Genomic DNA, 18215 nt, shown 5'->3' with positions numbered 1-18215 from the left:
GAAAATATTGAGTACCCGATATTACTTTTTCCGGATAGACTGTGTGAGCTTTCGGAACTCTGTTAGGTTCGTCTCGTAGTCGTCGCGGGCGATGCCCTCCAGGGCTATGGCCGTGTTACGCAGCACGGTTATTTGCTGGAATATTAACACCTTATGGCCGCGCAGTTTGCCGTAGGCTTCCACCTCGTAGCTTTCCAGCTCGTGGGGGTGCGTGGTGGCGGTGCGGCGCACGGTGTACTCGGTGAGGCCGTACTGACGCAGGGTGGTGATGAGGTCCTCGGCCACGTCGGCGGCCGTCATAGCCGAGCTGAAGGGCATGGGAATAACCGTGACTACAGGCTCGTTGCCGAGGGGTTCCACGCGGCTGCCGGCACGGGTATAAATGAGCTGGTTGCCCATCTGGCGTGCAAACGCAAAGCGCGAGGCTTTATCATCCAGAGTGAAGCCAAGGCGAGCAAAAGGGTCGGCGGCCATGCCACGCTCGTAGCGGGCCGAGAGCAGGGCCCGGCGCAACGCCGTGCCGGTGGCCGTATCGGCGGCAGGGTAGGGCGTGGTGGTGAGCAGCACGGCAAAGGCAGAGTCGCCGAAGGCCAGCTGATAGCTGCGGCGAGTAGGTTGCGGCTCGGCCCAGATCAGGCGGGCCGGGTAGCCCTGCACCTGCACTTGCTCATCGGACAGTACCTTGCCCCCGCGGGCCGTAATCTTGGCTGGTCCAAAGCTGGCAGCGTTGGTGTAGTAGTTAGTGGTCGGTAATTCATAGACCTGCACAGCATCGTTGCCGTGGCGCAGACCCGCAAAGCCCGGCGCTGTACCAAACCCGGTTGGGGGCAACAACAACAGACGGGTGTTGGGTATCCGCACGTAGCCAGCCGGTAGGGTTTCAGCTGCTAGTCCCTCAGAAGGTTTGCTTAATAACTGCGCTGTTGATAAGTGCCCCATCAACAAACCGAAGCTTACCATCAGCCCTACCCTACCCCCTCCGATGCCTAACGCTAGTCTTTGTTTCATGCCGCTATTGGTGCTGCTGTCTACCAGCATCTCGGCGGCAAGGTACAGGGTGGCGGGTGAAATCGCACGGAAAATTCGGTGGTCTACGCTGGGTAGGTTCGGCACTACTTCCAGTCGTTGCTTGGTCTGGCTTGCCAGGTGTAGAAGAAATTCCGGCAGGTCGGCTAATTTGCCGCAGGCGGCCTACCCTACCGCCCCGCTCCCTACCACGTTTATTGTATACACTGCATGAAAGCTCTCCTGCTCATTGATATTCAGCCCGATTTTGTACCAGGCGGCCGCTTGCCCGTGCCCGATGGCGACGCCGTCATTCCGCTGGCCAATGCCTTGCAACCGCACTTTGACTTGGTGGTAGCTACCCAGGACTGGCACCCAGCTGGCCATCAGAGTTTTGCCAGCAGCCACCCCGGCCATGCCGTGTTCGACCGCATCTCGCTGCACGGGCACGAGCAGGTGCTCTGGCCCGACCACTGCGTGCAGGGTACGCCCGGCGCCGCGCTGCACCCGCAACTGGATCAACACCGCATCGAGGCCATCTTCCGCAAGGGCACCAACCCGGAGATTGACAGCTACAGTGGTTTCTTCGACAATGGCCACCTGAAAAGCACGGGTCTGGCTGACTATCTACGCGGCCGGGGCGTGAAGGAGGTATACCTGGCCGGCCTAGCCGCCGACTACTGCGTGTATTTCACGGCCAAAGATGCGCTGGCTGAGGGCTTTGCCACGTATGTGATAGAGGATGCCACCCGCGCTATTGATGCGGAGGGCTATGCCGGCGCCCGCGCCGACGTACAGCACCGCGGCGGCCAGCTGGTCCACAGTGCCGATTTACTTTCGTAACGATTACCTCTTTGGACGCACCCCTTATCCTCACACTCACTCTCGACGCCGACGCGCAGCAGTTTTTCAACCGCCTGCGCGAAGAACATTTTCCGCCCGAGCGCAACTACCTGGCGGCACACCTCACGCTGTTTCATCACTTGCCCAGCGAGCAGCGCGAGACCATCATGCGGGAATTGGCCACCCGTGCTCGCCACCTGACGGCGCTTACCCTAAGCGTCACGGGCGTGCAGTTTCTGGGCCGCGGTGTGGCCTATTCCCTCGAAAGCCCTGCTTTGCAAGCCCTGCACCAGGAATTGCAGCAGCAATGGTGGCCCTACCTCACGCCCCAGGATCAGCAGCGCCGCCGCCCCCACGTCACCATCCAAAACAAGGTAGACCCCAAGGTGGCACGCGCCCTCCACGAGGAGCTGAGTACATCGTTTCAGCCCTTCGAGGCCCAAGGCAAAGGTATGCACCTATGGGCCTACCGCGGCGGCCCCTGGGAATCGGTGCGGCAGTTTGTGTTTTTGGGGTGAGGAGCACGATGAAGTGGTGAATGCCAAAGCGGCTGTCATCCTGAGCGGAGCGAAGGACCTTATGCACGCAGAACGAGTCGTTGTTACGATAGTCGTTCACACGTGAGAAGGTCCTTCGCTCCGCTCAGGATGACAGCCACTTTGGCATTCACCACTTCACAAACTCACCATTCCCTACGTCCAGTACTTAATAGGCGCGTTAGGAAAGCGGCGTTGCCACTCTTGGTAGAACCACTCTTTAAGCGTGCGCATATCGTCGGGCTGGTATACGTATTTGTGGCCGCCGAACTTGTTGCGCTTCACGGCGCGAGTAGCTTCGTCGAGGTCGAGGGAAGTGTTGGGGTACCACTGCAGCAGCACGTCTTTGGAGCCGGGCGTGAAGCGGTGGCTGATGAACTCCACCGTCAGGTCGCAGTCGAAATCGAGGGTAGCGGCCAAGCGGTCCAGCAGGTTGGTATAGTGCTGCTGCCAGTCGGGAATGGGCATGATGGGAGCCAGCACCACGCCTACCGGGTAGCCCCCACCGCCTTCTGCCACGGGTAGGGCCAGCCGGCGCAACGCTTGCAGGCGCGCTTCCAACGAGGCCGTGCCGGCCTCCAGGCGTCGTACTACCGGCTCGGCGTTCAGGCTGAAACGGGCGCGGGTATGGCCATGGTGGGGTAGGGAAAGCAGGGAATCCACATGGTCGTACTTACTCACAAAGCGCAGGCGGGCGCCCTCACGCTGCCCATAGTAGCGGATGCACTCGGCCAAACTGCCTGTGAGGTGCTCAATGCCCAGCACATCGGTGTAACAGCTCACCTCGAAGCTGGTGAGGCGACCGGGCTGCTCATACTGCGCCGTATTTTCCAGCAATTGGGGTAGGTTGGCAAACACGCGCACCACCGGCGGCCCCGAAAGCGAACCAGCCAAATAACAGTACTGGCAGTGTGCAGGGCAGCCTTCGGCCAAGTTCATCTGCCAGTCGGCGGAGGGGGGTGTAGGTTGCAGACGCAGGGCGCTGGGCGGGGCTTTCACTACGGCCAACGTGCTCTTGGCCCGGCGGTAAGTCTCAGCGGTATCGGCGCCGCGCAGGTTGGTGATGCGGTTGCTTTTTAGCAGCTCTACCTCCAGGCCGTGCGCCTCTACGCGGCTCAGAATCTGCTGACCAAACTCCTCATCGAGGGCATCGGGAGTGAAGACCACACGCTTGGGTAGCCAGATTTTGGCGGCGTGCGTGCGAACGGGAGCAGTATCGAAAAGCGGAAGTTGTGGTAGGTCGATCATCACTTAGCACAACACCAAAGCAGGGTAGAAAGGTCCTTAGAAGGCAATAGGAAGCATCTTTCTACCTTAATACAACCTATTGATTACCAAAATCTTATATCGTATTCAAAACTATTTACGCCGCATCAGGCTTGCTAACAAAACGCATCAGCATATCACGCAGCTCTACGGGCAGATTGTGGGCGCGCGGCAGCAAAAAAGTGGTGCGACTAGAGTCGACGTAGCCGGCCAAGCGGGCAAACTCGGGCGCCGAGGCTTCGCCGAAGCCCATACTCCAGTCTGGGAACAGGCGTCGCTCACTAGCGCCTTCGGCCACAGTGAGCACGTGTCGGTGGCGCAGGTCGTTGGCAATGGTAGCGTAGAGTTGCTCGATGGCGTCGGGCGGACCTTCCAGCACTTGCAGAATCTGGCCGGCGCTGTATAGCAGCATGCCCGTCACGCGTAGGGTGTGGTTTTTGGCCCGCGCCCGAACCAGAATCTGTTCCAACTCCGCCGGTGTGAAAGGCTTTTCGGCCACACTCGTGTAGACAATATAGTGTAGGGGCATGCGCAACCAGACTAACTTATGGTGTGTTTAATACACACTTTCACGAAAAAATGTTCGTTTTCAGCCGCTTGCCTCAGGTATTGTTGAGGTGCTGGCGTACCGTCTAAGACAGGCGGTACTGCTGTGGTTAATAGGTTTTCGTGTGCATAAACCGAACAACTCGGATACTTTTGCGTTTTCTTCCTGATTTCTTGCTCTGTACCATCAACCTATGAGCCCTTCGCTCCCTACCTCTTCTTCTGTCGATGTCATTCTGATTGGCGCGGGTATTATGAGCGCCACGCTGGGCACGATGCTCAAAGAATTACAACCCGACCTGACCATTGCCATCTTCGAGCGCCTCGATTTGGTGGCCGCCGAAAGCTCCGATGCCTGGAACAATGCCGGCACCGGCCACTCGGCTTTTTGTGAACTCAACTACACGCCCCAGCGCCCCGACGGCTCTGTGGACATCAGCAAGGCCGTGAAAATTGCCGAGCAGTTTGAGCAGTCCAAGCAGTTCTGGTCCTACTTCGTGCAGAAGGGCGTGCTCCCAGAGCCCCACGAGTTCATTCAGCAAGTGCCACACATGAGCTTTGTGTGGGGCGACAATAACGTGGATTTCCTGCGCAAGCGTTTCGACGCGCTGATTCAGTCGCCCTTATTCCAGGGCATGCAGTACAGCGAGGATCGGCAGCAGCTAGCCGACTGGATGCCGCTGGTAATGGAAGGCCGCGACCCGCACACGTCTGTGGCAGCTACCTACATGCCCATTGGTACCGACGTGAACTTTGGCTCCCTCACCCGCACGCTGTTCGAGCGGCTGCAGGCAATGCCGGGCGTGTCGTTTCACCTCAACCACGAGGTAGAGAAGCTGAAGCAGAAACCCGATGGCACCTGGCGCATCCGGGTGCGCGACCGGGCCGCCGATACTTCGCGCAAGGTGTACGGCAAGTTCGTGTTCATTGGCGCGGGCGGCGGCTCCCTTCCTCTGCTCGAAAAATCGGATATTCCGGAAGGACACGGCTTTGGTGGCTTCCCCGTGAGCGGGCAGTGGCTGAAGTGCACCAACCCCGAGGTGATTGCCCGGCACGGCGCCAAAGTGTATGGCAAAGCGGCCGTGGGCTCACCGCCCATGTCGGTGCCGCACCTGGATACGCGCCAGATCAACGGCCGTAAGGAGTTACTGTTTGGCCCCTACGCCGGCTTCACGACCAAGTTCCTGAAAAAAGGCTCTTACCTTGATCTACTGAAATCCATCCGGGCTGGCAACGTACGGCCTATGCTGATTGCGGGGGCCAAAAACCTACCCCTCACCCGCTACCTGATTCAGCAGGTGCGCCAGTCGCCGCAAGACCGCCTGAACGCCCTGCGCGACTACCTGCCCACGGCCCGCGCCGAGGACTGGGAGCTGGAAGTGGCCGGTCAGCGCGTGCAGGTGATCAAGAAAGACGCCAAGGAAGGCGGCGTGCTGGAGTTTGGCACCGAGGTAGTAGCCGCAGCCGACGGCTCTATTGCGGCGCTGTTGGGTGCCTCGCCCGGCGCTTCTACGGCCGTCAGCATTATGCTGGGCCTGGTGCAGCGCTGCTTCCCCGAGCAAGCTGCTACCCCCGAGTGGCAGGCTAAGTTCAAGGCTATGATTCCTTCCTTTGGGCAGGAGCTGGCCAGCAACCCGGCGCTGTGCGAGGAGCTACGCGCCAAAACCAGCGAAGTGCTGGAGCTGGAAGCTGTAGCACAGTAACACTACATATCCTGCTTCGAGAAGCTCAGCAGTATAGGCGAGTCGAAAATCGCCTTTAGTCCTAAAAGCCCCGTCCCGTTTTCCGTTGTGAAAGCTGGGCGGGGCTTTTCGCATATATCCCTACCCTGCCTGACTACTCTCCGTATACGGTACCTCCCGTTCATCTCTTTCCTGACTGTTATGCAACAAGTAGCCCCTGGTGTACACCAGCTCACCATCCAACGCTTCGTTAATTTATACTTCGTCGAGACCGGCACGCCGGGTGAGTGGGTGCTGGTAGACACTGGCCTACCCGGTTCCGAAAAGGCCATTATTGAGGCAGCCGATAAGCTATTTTACCCTGGCACGCACCCCGAGGCCATCATCCTCACCCACGGCCATATGGACCATGCTGGTTCGGCGCAAGCACTATCGGAGCATTGGAACGTACCAGTGCTGGCGCACCCGCTGGAGCTGCCATTCTTGACTGGCAAAGCCGTGTATCCGCCCGCCGACCCTACCGTGGAAGGCGGTGGCTCGCTGGCATTTATGAGCCGGTTTTTTCCGCCGCAGTCGTTCAACCTTGCCAAGGTGCAAGCCCTACCCAACAACGACATAGACCCGCCTTTCCTGCCCGATTGGCAATGGCACCATGTGCCTGGCCACGCGCCTGGCCAGGTGGCGCTGTTCCGTGAGAAGGACCGCACCCTCATCGGCGGCGACGCGTTTGCTACGGCCAATCACGAGTCGGTGCCCTCGCTGCTGCTGCAACGGCCCTGCATCAGCGTGGCCGGCGCGCCCTTCAACTACGACTGGCAGCAAGTGCGTGACTCTGTGCGTCAGCTGGCCGAATTGCAACCACAGGCCATCGGCTGCGGCCACGGCCCGGTGATTACAGGAGTGGAAGCCACCATGGGCCTGCAACGCCTGGCCGATGAGTTTCCGCTGCCGCTCTACGGCCGCTACGCCTACACGCCCGCCCGCCTCGACGAAAACGGCGTGGCTCACCTGCCTGTAGCTCCGCCCGACCAGCTCCCCAAGAAGCTGATGGCCTTAGCTGGTGCGGGTCTGTTGGCGGCTGGCCTCACGTTCTTGTTCGATAAAAAGAAGAAAAAGGCCAAGCGAGTGAAACCCGAGAGTCCTACGCACAAAACTCCCAAGAAATTTCGGCGCCAAAGCACCAGATCCTGGGAATAAGCGACAATAGTATAGCTTGGCGCAAACGGCGCAGCAACGGCACTAGTGGCCGCGGCTGCGCCGTTTGCCTATGTCGGTGCCTTTGATATATACTCTGACAACAGTGGCAAAACCGGAGTGTATATCCGCTATAACCCGGCGCGTCATACTCAACATTGCGCCCGGCCTGGCTTTCTGCTAACTTGCAACCCCGTTCGACCTCATGCCGAACACCAAAACTTACCACTCACCATTTCACAATTTCACCATAGATGGGACGCGCATTTGAATTTCGCAAAGGCCGCAAAATGAAGCGTTGGGACCGGATGTCCAAGGATTTCACCCGCATCGGCAAGGAAATCGTGATGGCCGTGAAGGAAAGCGGCCCCAACCCCGATACCAACGCTCGCCTGCGCACCGCTATTCAGAACGCGAAGGGCGTGAACATGCCCAAAGATCGGGTAGACGCCGCTATTAAGCGCGCCAGCAGCCGTGAAGAAAAAGATTATCAGGAGGTTGTGTACGAAGGCTACGGCCCGCACGGCGTGGCCATTGTGGTCGAAACGGCTACCGACAATCCTACCCGCACGGTAGCCAACGTGCGTATGTACTTCAACCGCGGCAACGGCACGCTGGGCACCTCTGGCTCCTCCGACTATACATTCACCCGCAAGGGCGTGTTCAAGCTGGCCGCCGAAGGCCTCGACCGCGACGAGCTGGAGCTGGAGCTGATTGACTTCGGCGCTGAGGACGTGTACGAAGACCAAGAGGAGGACGAGCATGGCCACGTAACTAACCTCATCGTGGTAGAATGCGCTTTCCCCGATTTCGGTCAGTTGCAAAAAGCACTGGAAGAAAAAGGCCTCAACGTGATTAGCGCGCAGTTGCAGCGCGTGCCCAATACCACTGTTTCGCTGGACGAGGAGCAGGCCGAGGAAGTGCTCAAGCTCATCGACCGGTTTGAGGAGGACGACGACGTGCAGGCGGTGTACCACACGCTGGGCTAACTGCCGTTGGCACTTTACAAACGGGCCACTCCTACTCAGGAGTGGCCCGTTTTATTTTTAAATCTTGCATGCCTTACTTTCTATCTAAACTTTCTTCTTCCTACCCCATGCCTACCGAAAAAGAAAAAATGCTGGCCGGCGAGCTGTACCAGGCCAATGACCCCGAACTGGTAGCCGAGCGCCTCCGCGCCAAGCAGCTCTGCCACCGCTACAACCAAGAGCCCGTAGAGCTGAACAAACAAGTACTGGCCGAACTACTTGGCTACGAAACCAATGCCCACATCGAAACCAGCTTCCGTTGCGACTACGGCTACAACATCCGGCTGGGGGAGAATTTCTACGCCAACTATAACCTGATTGTGCTGGACTGCGCCCCCGTTACCATCGGCGACAACGTGTTTCTGGCGCCCAACGTGGTGCTGACTACCGCCGGCCACCCTATAGAAACCGCGCCGCGCATTGCTGGCTGGGAGTTTGCCCGCCCCATCACCATCGGCGACAATGTGTGGCTCGGCACCGGTGTACAGGTGATGCCCGGCGTGAGCATCGGCGCGGGCTCAGTCATTGGCGCGGGTAGCATTGTCACGCGCGATGTGCCGGCGGGCGTGGTGGCCGTGGGCAATCCGTGCCGGGTGCTGCGAAAAGTATCGGAGGGGTAGTCGGCTTAATAGAGAGCAAATAAACAGTCTGTCATCCTGAGCGCAGCGAAGGTCCTTCGCTGCGCTCAGGATGACAGACTTTGTAGACAGTTCTTAATCCTCCGGGTAGGGAATAAACACGAAGTTGGTGAACTCCTCATCTACCACAAACAGGCAGCAGAATTCGTCGGCATCTTTGTAGGTCTGCTGAAAGGTTTCGATACCCTCCATACCTACAATGCCTTGCTGCACCAACAATTCCAGATAGGAGGCAAACACGTGCCACTCCAAGCCAGCATCATCGGCATTTACCAGTAGCGTGCCCAGCGGCACCTCCTGTCGGGCAAAGATGAACACCGGGTATTTGGAAATATCCCGCTTCCGAATCTGGGCGGAAGCCTCTTGCAGCGTATCAGAAACGGCGGCAAAATCCTTAGTGATGGTACCGAGGTATTTACCATTCAGTTCGGGGTCGTTGGCGTAGTCCATTTACTAAAATCTAGTGTTATTATCTTACCGTTTGTCATCCTGAGTGCAGCGAAGGACCTTATCACGTTAGGGGAGTCGTTGTTACGCTCGTTTTTTTAACGTGATAAGGTCCTTCGCTGCACTCAGGATGACAAACAGTTTTTGATTTACCGCAGCTCCAGTAATACCACATTCTCCACGTGGTGAGTATGTGGGAACATATCCACGGGCTGCACCTTCACTACCTTATACGCCTCGTCAAGTAGCTCCAAATCCCGTGCTTGGGTGGCGGGGTTGCAGCTGACGTAGACGATACGCGGGGCGCGCATTTCTAGTAGGCGCTGCACTACATCGGGGTGCATGCCGGCGCGGGGTGGGTCGGTGATGACTACGTCGGGGCGGCCGTGCTGCTGGATGAAGTCGGCGGAGAGGACGTCTTTCATGTCGCCGGCGTAGAACTCGGTGTTCGTTACACCATTGATTTCGGAGTTCACGCGGGCGTCTTGTACGGCTTGCTCTACATACTCTACCCCTACCACGTGCCGGGCCTGGCGCGCCACGAAGTTGGCAATGGTACCGGCACCAGTGTAGAGGTCATATACTAGCTCGTTGCCGGTGAGTTGGGCAAAGTCGCGGGTGATTTTGTAGAGGTTGTAGGCGCCGGCCGAGTTGGTTTGGTAGAATGACTTCGGCCCTACCCGGAAGCGCAGGCCTTCCATCTCCTCCTCAATGTAGGGCTTGCCCTTGTAGCACACCACCTCCAGGTCGTGGAAGGTTTCGTTGCCCTTGTCGTTGAGGACGTAGTTGAGCGAGGTAATCTGTGGAAACTTCTCGTACACGTAGTCCAGCAGTGGCTCGATGGCCTGGTGCTGGCGGTAGCACTGCAAAATCACCATCAGCTCGCCGGTGCTTTCGGCCGTGCGGATGATGAGGTTGCGCAGCAGGCCGGTTTGCTTGATGATGTTGCCGAAGCGCAGCATATTCTCCCGCGCGTAGTCGCGGATGGCGAGGCGGATAGAGTTGCTGGGCTCGGGTTGCAGCCAGCAGTGCTCCACATCGATGATCTTATCGAAGCGAGCGGGCGTGTGGAAGCCCAGCACGCGTCGGTCGTACTGCGCGGTTTCGTCCTTAATTTGCTCTTCTGTCAGCCAGCCCATAAAGCTGAACGTGAATTCCAGCTTGTTGCGGTAGTACTGCAAGGCCGGCGAGTGCGCGATGGGCAGCACTTCCGGAATTTCCACTTTGCCAATGCGTTGCAGGGTATCTTCTACCTGCTGCTGCTTGTACTTGGTTTGGGTATCGTAGCCAAGGTGTTGCCACTTGCAGCCCCCACAGGTACCAAAATGCTGGCAAAACGGCTCTACGCGCAGGTCGGAATACTTATGGAAGTGCGTGGGCACGGCTTCCAGGAAGTTCTTCTTGCTTTTGGTGATGCGCAGGTCCACCACATCACCGGGTGCTACCTGGGTCACAAAAATGACGAGGTTTTCGTGGCGGACAATGCACTTGCCCTCGGCCACCATGTCCTGAATCTCTACTTCGCGGAGCGCCTCCGCGGGAATTTTCTTTGCAGTCTTGTTCACAGGGCAAAGATAATCTGTCTGGACCACGGATTCGCTCGGATTTTCCGGATTACACGGATTTTGTGAGCGGGCTTGCGGTTGTGGATAGGCACATCGCGGCAGCCCAGACGTAGCGAAAACCATTTTTGCAGCCTCTGTAAGTAGCTGACAGTCTACAAATAGGAACGTTGCCAGAAGTGCAGGATGATGTCCTGCGAATGGGCCAGCCGCGGCAAAGCCTGCCGGATACTGTACGCGAAACCGCGCTGCTCAAACGCTTGCAGGCAAGCCGCTAACTGAGCGCTTTCTGTCGTGCCGATGGAGTAGTGAAACTCTACTACATACTGCTGAAAGCGAGGCAGAAGCCCAGTTGCTGCCAGGTCGGCCAAGATGCCGGCTTCCGCGCCTTCCACGTCCAGCTTCAGTAGGTGGAAGATAGGGGTAGCATCAAAGTAGTCGGCGAGGCGGCGGGTAGGCACCAGCACAGTCTGTACGCCCGTGGCGTGTGGGTGCAGCGAGCCGGTAAGACTGGCCCCATCGGTGCCAAAGTAAAACGGTAGCTCTCCCTGCGTCGGTGCCAGGGCCACGTTGTGCAGTTGCACGTTGCGCAGGTTGTTGGCAGCCACGTTGCATGCCAACAGCCGAAAGGCTTCTGGATTCGGCTCGAAGGCTATAATATGAGCAGTCGGAAACTGCTTTTTGAAGTACAGCACTGCCATGCCGATGTTGGCCCCAGCATCCACAATATAGGGGGTAGACGTGGCCGGCTCAAATGCATAGGGCTCTACCAAAAACAACTCTTTAAATAGTCGCAGCAGCAGCTCGTAGCTGCTGCCTTCCACCGTAAACCCAAACAGCCGCTGCCGATACATACCGCCACTCGGCGTCCATTTGAAGGTGGTTTTCAGCCAAAGCGCCGTCAGCACCCGAAACACTTCCAGTCCCTCGCGCCCCCGGTAGCGGCTGCGGTAGGCCACAAACGCAAGCCGAAGTAAATAAAACGGAGACTTAAGAAGTGTAAGCAGCATAGCAACGAGTAGCGAAACCGCAAAGAAACAAAGGAGCAGCTACTAACTACGCCCTCTGGCCCAAAGTACACGCACACCAGCCGTTCGAAGCGGGTTACTCCACCCATCAAAGCTCTACAGTCTACTTACAAGTCACCATTTCGCGCATCATAATCACCTACAAAATTCGTGTACTCCGATAAATCCGAGCGAATCCGTGGTTCAGACATTACTTCACAATCTCAAACCACCCTTTGTACTGCGTGCCGTCGGCTAGTTTGAAAACGTAATAATGCGTACCGGGTCCGGTTTTTTCGCCGCCCCAGGTGTTGCGGTAGTCGCGGGCGGAATACACTTCCCTACCCCACCGGTCGAAGATGGTGAGGGTGCTGCCAGGGTACAGGGCCACGTTGTCGATGAAAAACACGTCGTTGAACCCGTCGCCGTTCGGGGTAATAATGTTGTAAAGCAGGATTTTATTGGCGAAGTCTACGCAGGCATCGTTGGAGTACGAAACCAATGCGCCCGCTCCAATGGCTTTCACCCGGAAGCATTGGTTGAAGCCCGCCGCGCTGGTCGTAAGCGAGGCCCGCAGGGTAGTGCCCGGCACGGTGGCTACCAGGGTAGGCGCGCCCTGGTCGGCCACGCGGTATATTTCGTATTGCTGCACGGCAAAGCCCTGGTAGGCGCTCCACTGCACCAGTACCGAGCCTTCGGCGCGGCCACCGGCAGCCTCCGTAGCCAAAGCAGTGGTATGCATGATGGTATGCGCCGGGCTGGTAAGTTCGGTGCCGCAGGCGTTGGCGAGGGCCAAGCGGTACTCGTAGGCCTGCGTGTCGGTATCGGCGGCATCGGTGTAGGTAGTGGCCGTGTTGGGCACGTCGCCTACCCTGGTAAAGCCCCCCGTAGTACCGGCCACACGGCGCTGAACGACAATCCGCTGGTTGTTATCGGCATTCAGCGGCGCCCGAAACGTGAGTTGCACCTGCTGGTCACTGGTCAGGCTTACGCTGGCTACTTGCAGGTCGAGGCTGATGTTGTCGGGGCGGACTTGCAGGGCATTTGCTGGGCCGGAGCAGCCGTATTGCGAGGTTTCGAGCACCTGCACGGTCTTCACGCTGGCGTTGTTGGGGTAGTCGACGGTGATGCTGCCGGTGCCCTGGCCGCTGGTGATGGTGCCGCCCATCACGGTCCATTGATAGGTAGAGCCAGCCAGACCCGCCAGGGAGTAGCGCAGGCCCGTCAGGTTTTCGGGGCACACGCGGGTAGGGCCAGCAATAGCCACCGCCAAGGGTAGCGGATCAACTACAAATTGCTTGGAGTAGAGTGGCCCTGCGCAAGCGCTGGTTTCGAGGACCGTGATGGCGTATGTGCCCACAGCCGGCACCGCAAACGTGGTGCTGTTGCCCGTTGCCGTGAGCGTAGTCGACTGTTGCGTAGCCGTATTCAGCAGCGCAAACTGATAGGTAGAAGTAGCAAATCCAGGTAGCGAGAACGTGACAAAGCTGCTTCCCACACACACGCGGTCAGGGCCAGCAATGGCCAGATTGTTAGCAGGTGGCGCTACCACTTCCACCACCAGCGGCGCGCTCACGCCCAGGCACCGTACCGTACCGCCGGGGTTACTGGTTTCCGTCACCTGCAAGCGGGTAGTACCCAGCTGCGTCCAGGTGACTTGCACGGTAGCCTGGTTGGTGCTCACCTGCGTGCCGCCCGTAATCTGCCAGGCATAGCTAGAGCCGTTAGTGTACTGCGTCTGATAGGTGTAGGTGCTCCCCAGGCACACCCGCACCGGGCCGGCAGGGGTTTCAGTAGCTAGTTGCTGATTGATGACAACGGGCAGCGTAGCTGGCTGCGCTGGGCAGCCATATGCTGTGGTGCCTAGCACCTGCACGCTGGCAGTGGCGTTGGCCGCTCCCCAGTTTACGGTGATGCTGCTGGTGCCCTGGCCGCTGGCGATGGTGCCGCCCGCCACGGTCCATTGGTAAGTAGCGTTGCGTGGGTTGCGGACGCTGTAGGTGACGCCCTGCACCGTGGGGCACACCGAGCGACTACCACTAATAGTATCCAGAGCTGGCGCGGGGTTCACCATTATGCGCACCGTGCGCTGCTGCGTGCAGCCACCGGCCGAGGTAGCCGTCAGCACATAGGGCACCACCACGGGCTCTAAGCCAGTATTCACAGGAATCAGGGTAGGGTTGGCGGCAGTAGGGCTGCTGAGTCCGGTGGCGGGGCTCCACTGGTAGCTGATGCCCGGCACGGACGCCGCGCCCAGCTGCGTTGTCTCTCCCGAGCACACCGTGCGGTCGGGACCCGCCGTTACGGTAGGAGCAGCTACTACCCGCACACGGTAAATAACCGCCGCGCTTTTGCTGTTACAGGCATTATCAGTGGCCGTCACAATCACATCGTACGGCTCGGTGCGAGCCGATCCGCAAGCCGGCACAAACCGGAAGGTACCCGTGACGCTGCCCGTACCCGTCACTACCGCCGTGCCTGTGCTGCCGGGGGTAGCCACCGTGCCAGGGTCGTTGTTGAAGGTAGCATCGACGCCCCCAGCGCCATCCAACAGTACGCTGGCAGCACGCAGCGCTATGCGCTGGCCTTCCGGGTCGTTGGCGGTGGTAGTGAGCGTTAAGGGTTGACCTTCCAGCACCGTATGCTCTTGCGCCGTAGCGCTGCCGCTGCTAAACTCGGGCGCTTTGTTGGGCTCACAGGTGCGCGCCACCAACTGCACGTCGCGCCGGGTAGTGCCCACCAGACTATCGCGCCCGGCAATGCGCCGGTACTCGCGCACGTCCACTGCTATAACGTATTTGCCCAGCGCGGGCGCTGCGTAGCGGCTTAGGCCCGTGTTCTTATCCAGGAATGCATAGCTCCCAGCTGCCGGGCCAAAAGGTTGCTGCACACTGTACTGCGCGGGGTAGCTAATCAGCTGAGGTGGTGGAGCAAAGTAAGAGGGCAGCGTACGGTACGTACCACCGTACGGGGTGCCAAAAGAGTATTCCAGCCGGTCGCCATCGGGGTCGTAGGCATTGTTGACGATGATAGACGTATCGCCCTGACAGATAACGGCTACAGCCGTGTCCGAGAAGTTGGGCGAGCTGTTGGGAATACTGGGCGGCGCCATATCCGCGTACAACGTCATGCCCTCGTTATTGGGCCGTATGATGTTGGTTATGTCGTTGTTGCGGGCCGTTTCGGAGAAGAACACGTAATAGCCGCGGGCATCGGCGGGTAGCGCCACCGTGGCTTCGTACCGATTGAGTCGCACCTCCACCGCTGTATTGCCTGTGACGGTACACGAGCCGTTGCTGGCTGGTCTGATAATCGTGTTCTGCGTGCGGGGTAGCGTTGCGAAACGCAGCAGCAGCCCCGTGGTGCGGCTATAGATACCCACTGTTGCGTTAGCCCTTCCGCCTGGCACCTGCGAGGTCAGCACGTCGGCGTTGAAATAGATAGTCATCGACAGCCGGTACTGGTAGGGCGTGGCCGCTGAGCCGTTGGCGTTCAGATACTGGTAGCTGATTTCGCCGCCCAACAGGTGCGACGCCCACGCAGACTGCCCGGCCACACCCGCCAGCACCAACATCAACCATATTACTCGCAGTAGACTTACACGCATACAGTACAATCCAGAGAAGCAGGCACCATACCTCGGCAGAAGCAATTCTCAGCTTCCGCAATACTACGGCCTAAAGTAGAGACATTTTTGGGCTGCCCCGTGCATAATCGACCGGATTCTTTCCTCACTCGACCAGCCGCCGCTCCCACCGGAAAGCAGTAGCTTTGTCGTCTATATCCACCGTTGTTTTTGGTTGACTGCTATGAAAGGAAAAGTTGTACTTATCACCGGGGGCACTTCCGGCATTGGCCGGGCCTGCGCCGTGGCATTTGGGCAAGCCGGCGCCAGCGTCGTTGTAACCGGTCGCGACGAAAGCCGCCTCGCTGATACCGCACAACAGCTCACGCAACTGGGCATTGCGCACCGCACCGTACGCGCCGACGTGGGCGTGGAGGCCGATGCCGCCCGCGCGGTAGACGAAGCCGTGGCCGCCTTCGGCCGCCTCGATGTGCTCCTCAACAACGCGGGCATTTCCATGCGGGCCAAGTTTGCCGATGCTGACCTGAGCGTGATTGAGCGCTTGATGCAGACCAACTTTTTCGGCACTGTGTACACCACCAAATTTGCCCTACCCTATATCGTAGCCAACAAAGGCTCTATCGTAGGCATTTCCAGTATTGCCGGCTACCGGGGCCTACCCGGCCGCACGGGCTACTCGGCTTCCAAGTTTGCCATGCAGGGCTTCCTGGAAGCCTTACGCACGGAGCTACTCCCGCAGGGCGTGCACGTGCTGGTAGCTTGCCCCGGCTTCACGGCCTCCAACATCCGCCAGACCGCCCTGGCCGCCGATGGGTCTGCCCAGGGCGAGTCGCCCCGCGACGAGCAGAAGATGATGAGCAGCGAGGAAGTAGCCCGCCACATTCTGCGCGCCGTGCAGCAGCGCCGCCGCGACCTGGTGCTCACCGGCATGGGCAAGCTCACGGTCTTCTTGAACAAGATCCTACCCGGCCTGTCTGACAAATTAGTGCTTAACCACTTCCGCAAGGAGGAAGCTGACTTTTCGCTGTAAGGTTATAGTATAGCTAGCTATTTGTCATCCTGAACGCAGTGAAGGACCTTTTCACGTGAGAACAACAGGCGTATCAACGACTCGTTCTACTGTGAGAAGGTCCTTCGCAAGCTCAGGATAACAAATCCCTTACCCCTACTGCACCTCCAGTAAGTCGTGCTGCCGGATGTAGGCATCTTTGCCCTGCCAGCGCACGCGGTACCACACGTCCTGCCGACCCAGCACGACCAGCCGGTCGCCAGCGGCAGCGGTAGTCAGCCAGGTAGCGCCGGGGCTGGGGCCGGCCATGAGAGCAGCGCGCGAGCGGGCTACCAGACCGCTACGCTCGGGTTGTAGCAAGTTCAGAAAAGCTCCTGTAGCCAGCACATAAGTAGCATAGGCCATCCACCAACCCCGCCGCTCGCGGCGACGCAGCCACAGCACGGTACCACCCACCACCGCTATTACTAGCGCAGCCTGCAACAGGCGGTAGTAGTAGCGCCGAAACACAATGCGCAGTTGTTGCCGCCACGTATCGGGGTAGCCCGTGAGGCGGTGGCGCTGGGCCAGGCTAGCCATCTTGGTCCAGGTAGAGCGCCGGGGCTGGCGGGCTTGCGCCAGACTTAGGTAGTAGAGAGCCGCCGGATAATGCCCCAGCCCTTCTTGCACGTAGGCCATGCGCAGCAACATGCGGGGCGAGTAGGCTTTCTGTTGTCGCAGCACTTGCTGGTAAATGGGGTAGGCAGCCTCCACCGAGTCGGCGGCAAACAAAGAATCTGCCTTTTGTAGCGCTTCAGTATCTTTTTGAGCCAGAATTGGTTGGCTGAACAGCAGCGCTAGAAATGAAAAAAATAAAACCTTTTTCAACAAAATATTTGGACAATCGGGCGTCAACTCCCTACTTTTGTGCCACAATAACGGAAAACGCTCCTGTTATTGCAATTTGATTCTGTAGCTCAGCTGGTAGAGCAGTACACTTTTAATGTACGGGTCCTGGGTTCGAATCCCAGCGGGATCACACGAAGCCTCGCAATTGGCGGGGCTTTTTCGTCTCTCACAAAGGTAGGCTAAGCCCTACCCCGCACCAGCACGAGAGCTTTTATTTCTTCTGATTCTGTAGCTCAGCTGGTAGAGCAGTACACTTTTAATGTACGGGTCCTGGGTTCGAATCCCAGCGGGATCACACAACTTCAGCCCCGAATGCTTTGTCATTCGGGGCTTTTTTGTTTTCTAACAGTTTGAGCCAAAGGTGCAGTTCGGCAGCTTACTGAAGCAGGGCAGTGCACGTATCAATTTCATACAATTATCACTATGTTTGGCTTGGTTGATTAGTCATCCTACCCACCTCTATTCTCTATAGCTTTCAGTATATGCAGAAACCATCCAATGCATTTATAGCCGCTTCGTGGGCAGCACTCCTGGTCGGTATGGTTGCCTTTATGGTAGGGCTATGGAATGCTACCATGCCGCTCAGCGAAAAGGGGTACTATTTCACAGTTTTGCTCTACGGGTTGTTTGCGGCTATATCGCTGCAAAAGAGTGTACGCGACCAGCTGGAGGGTATTCCCGTCACAAGCATATACTACGGGCTGAGCTGGTTTGCTACGCTCTCGGCTATTTTGTTGCTGGCTGTAGGGCTATGGAACGCGACGCTGCTGCTGAGTGAGAAAGGCTTTTATGCCATGTCGTTTATGCTGGCGTTGTTTGGGGCTATTGCGGTGCAGAAGAACACGCGCGACGCGCAGAGCAGCCGTTCGGGAGCCCAACCAACCGAAACCGGTTTCAACACCCACTAGGGCACAACCGCTGTTTGCTGTATCTTGCGGTCCGCCCAAGCGCCCCTCCGGCCTGAGCGGACCGTTTTTC

The 18215-nt window shown here is 58.4% G+C and carries 16 protein-coding genes and 2 tRNA genes; 10 read left to right on the top strand and 8 right to left on the bottom strand.

Annotated elements, in window-relative coordinates:
- Window positions 1-21 precede the first annotated feature (21 nt).
- Window positions 22-1008 carry a hypothetical protein gene (locus tag MUN82_RS03625; RefSeq protein ID WP_245095073.1) on the bottom strand — a complete coding sequence of 329 codons (987 nt, stop codon included), beginning with the start codon at window positions 1006-1008 and terminating at the stop codon, window positions 22-24.
- 228 nt (window positions 1009-1236) lie between these two features.
- Between MUN82_RS03625 and pncA the strand changes: the two genes are divergently transcribed.
- A complete protein-coding gene (gene pncA / locus MUN82_RS03620; RefSeq protein ID WP_245095071.1) occupies window positions 1237-1848 on the top strand; it encodes a bifunctional nicotinamidase/pyrazinamidase in 612 nt (203 codons plus the stop codon).
- A gap of 11 nt (window positions 1849-1859) precedes the next feature.
- Window positions 1860-2366, top strand: a complete 507-nt coding sequence (locus tag MUN82_RS03615) for a 2'-5' RNA ligase family protein (protein WP_245095069.1) — start codon at window positions 1860-1862, stop codon at window positions 2364-2366.
- Window positions 2367-2540: 174 nt separating this feature from the next.
- Here MUN82_RS03615 and MUN82_RS03610 read toward each other — a convergent pair whose 3' ends face one another.
- Both MUN82_RS03610 and MUN82_RS03605 read right to left on the bottom strand, forming a co-directional pair.
- Window positions 2541-3632: a spore photoproduct lyase family protein gene (locus MUN82_RS03610; RefSeq protein ID WP_245095067.1), complete on the bottom strand. Its 1092-nt coding sequence runs from the start codon at window positions 3630-3632 to the stop codon at window positions 2541-2543.
- A gap of 115 nt (window positions 3633-3747) precedes the next feature.
- The gene (locus tag MUN82_RS03605) at window positions 3748-4179 is read right to left on the bottom strand and encodes a BLUF domain-containing protein (protein ID WP_245095066.1); all 432 of its coding nucleotides are present in this window, start codon (window positions 4177-4179) and stop codon (window positions 3748-3750) included.
- Between the two features lie 211 nt (window positions 4180-4390).
- Between MUN82_RS03605 and MUN82_RS03600 the strand changes: the two genes are divergently transcribed.
- The 4 genes from MUN82_RS03600 to MUN82_RS03585 all read left to right on the top strand — a co-directional run bounded on the left by MUN82_RS03600 (window position 4391) and on the right by MUN82_RS03585 (window position 8720).
- On the top strand, window positions 4391-5899 hold the full coding sequence (locus tag MUN82_RS03600) for a malate:quinone oxidoreductase (protein WP_245095064.1): 1509 nt from the start codon (window positions 4391-4393) through the stop codon (window positions 5897-5899).
- A gap of 180 nt (window positions 5900-6079) precedes the next feature.
- Window positions 6080-7075 (top strand): MBL fold metallo-hydrolase, encoded by a 996-nt coding sequence (locus MUN82_RS03595; protein WP_245095062.1) that lies wholly within the window; start codon window positions 6080-6082, stop codon window positions 7073-7075.
- Window positions 7076-7326: 251 nt separating this feature from the next.
- Window positions 7327-8061 (top strand): YebC/PmpR family DNA-binding transcriptional regulator, encoded by a 735-nt coding sequence (locus MUN82_RS03590; RefSeq protein WP_245095061.1) that lies wholly within the window; start codon window positions 7327-7329, stop codon window positions 8059-8061.
- Between the two features lie 107 nt (window positions 8062-8168).
- Window positions 8169-8720 carry a sugar O-acetyltransferase gene (locus MUN82_RS03585; RefSeq protein ID WP_245095059.1) on the top strand — a complete coding sequence of 184 codons (552 nt, stop codon included), beginning with the start codon at window positions 8169-8171 and terminating at the stop codon, window positions 8718-8720.
- Window positions 8721-8813: 93 nt separating this feature from the next.
- On the opposite strand, the gene MUN82_RS03580 is transcribed toward MUN82_RS03585, so the two are convergent.
- The 4 genes from MUN82_RS03580 to MUN82_RS03565 all read right to left on the bottom strand — a co-directional run bounded on the left by MUN82_RS03580 (window position 8814) and on the right by MUN82_RS03565 (window position 15361).
- On the bottom strand, window positions 8814-9188 hold the full coding sequence (locus MUN82_RS03580) for a hypothetical protein (RefSeq protein ID WP_245095058.1): 375 nt from the start codon (window positions 9186-9188) through the stop codon (window positions 8814-8816).
- Between the two features lie 146 nt (window positions 9189-9334).
- The gene (rlmD, locus tag MUN82_RS03575) at window positions 9335-10750 is read right to left on the bottom strand and encodes a 23S rRNA (uracil(1939)-C(5))-methyltransferase RlmD (RefSeq protein ID WP_262922836.1); all 1416 of its coding nucleotides are present in this window, start codon (window positions 10748-10750) and stop codon (window positions 9335-9337) included.
- Between the two features lie 152 nt (window positions 10751-10902).
- The gene (locus tag MUN82_RS03570) at window positions 10903-11706 is read right to left on the bottom strand and encodes an FkbM family methyltransferase (protein ID WP_245095056.1); all 804 of its coding nucleotides are present in this window, start codon (window positions 11704-11706) and stop codon (window positions 10903-10905) included.
- Window positions 11707-11965: 259 nt separating this feature from the next.
- Complete coding sequence (locus MUN82_RS03565) at window positions 11966-15361, bottom strand: PKD-like domain-containing protein (RefSeq protein ID WP_245095054.1); 3396 nt, start codon at window positions 15359-15361, stop codon at window positions 11966-11968.
- A 202-nt stretch (window positions 15362-15563) separates the two neighbouring features.
- Here MUN82_RS03565 and MUN82_RS03560 point away from each other — a divergent pair, with 202 nt between their 5' ends.
- Window positions 15564-16370: an SDR family oxidoreductase gene (locus MUN82_RS03560; protein ID WP_245095052.1), complete on the top strand. Its 807-nt coding sequence runs from the start codon at window positions 15564-15566 to the stop codon at window positions 16368-16370.
- A gap of 135 nt (window positions 16371-16505) precedes the next feature.
- Here MUN82_RS03560 and MUN82_RS03555 read toward each other — a convergent pair whose 3' ends face one another.
- Window positions 16506-17120, bottom strand: coding sequence for an SH3 domain-containing protein (locus MUN82_RS03555; protein WP_245095051.1), 615 nt, complete (start codon window positions 17118-17120; stop codon window positions 16506-16508).
- A gap of 174 nt (window positions 17121-17294) precedes the next feature.
- Between MUN82_RS03555 and MUN82_RS03550 the strand changes: the two genes are divergently transcribed.
- From MUN82_RS03550 to yiaA, 3 genes are all read left to right on the top strand, one after another.
- Window positions 17295-17367 (top strand) — tRNA-Lys (locus MUN82_RS03550).
- Between the two features lie 92 nt (window positions 17368-17459).
- Window positions 17460-17532: transfer RNA gene (locus MUN82_RS03545), tRNA-Lys, on the top strand.
- Between the two features lie 187 nt (window positions 17533-17719).
- The gene (gene yiaA / locus MUN82_RS03540; RefSeq protein ID WP_245095049.1) at window positions 17720-18145 is read left to right on the top strand and encodes an inner membrane protein YiaA; all 426 of its coding nucleotides are present in this window, start codon (window positions 17720-17722) and stop codon (window positions 18143-18145) included.
- The last annotated feature ends 70 nt before the right edge of the window (window positions 18146-18215 follow it).

The organism is Hymenobacter aerilatus (assembly GCF_022921095.1).
Taxonomy (GTDB): Bacteria; Bacteroidota; Bacteroidia; order Cytophagales; family Hymenobacteraceae; genus Hymenobacter; species Hymenobacter aerilatus.
Note: the sequence above shows the minus strand (reverse complement) of the source record. Positions and strands in the feature narration are given on the sequence as shown.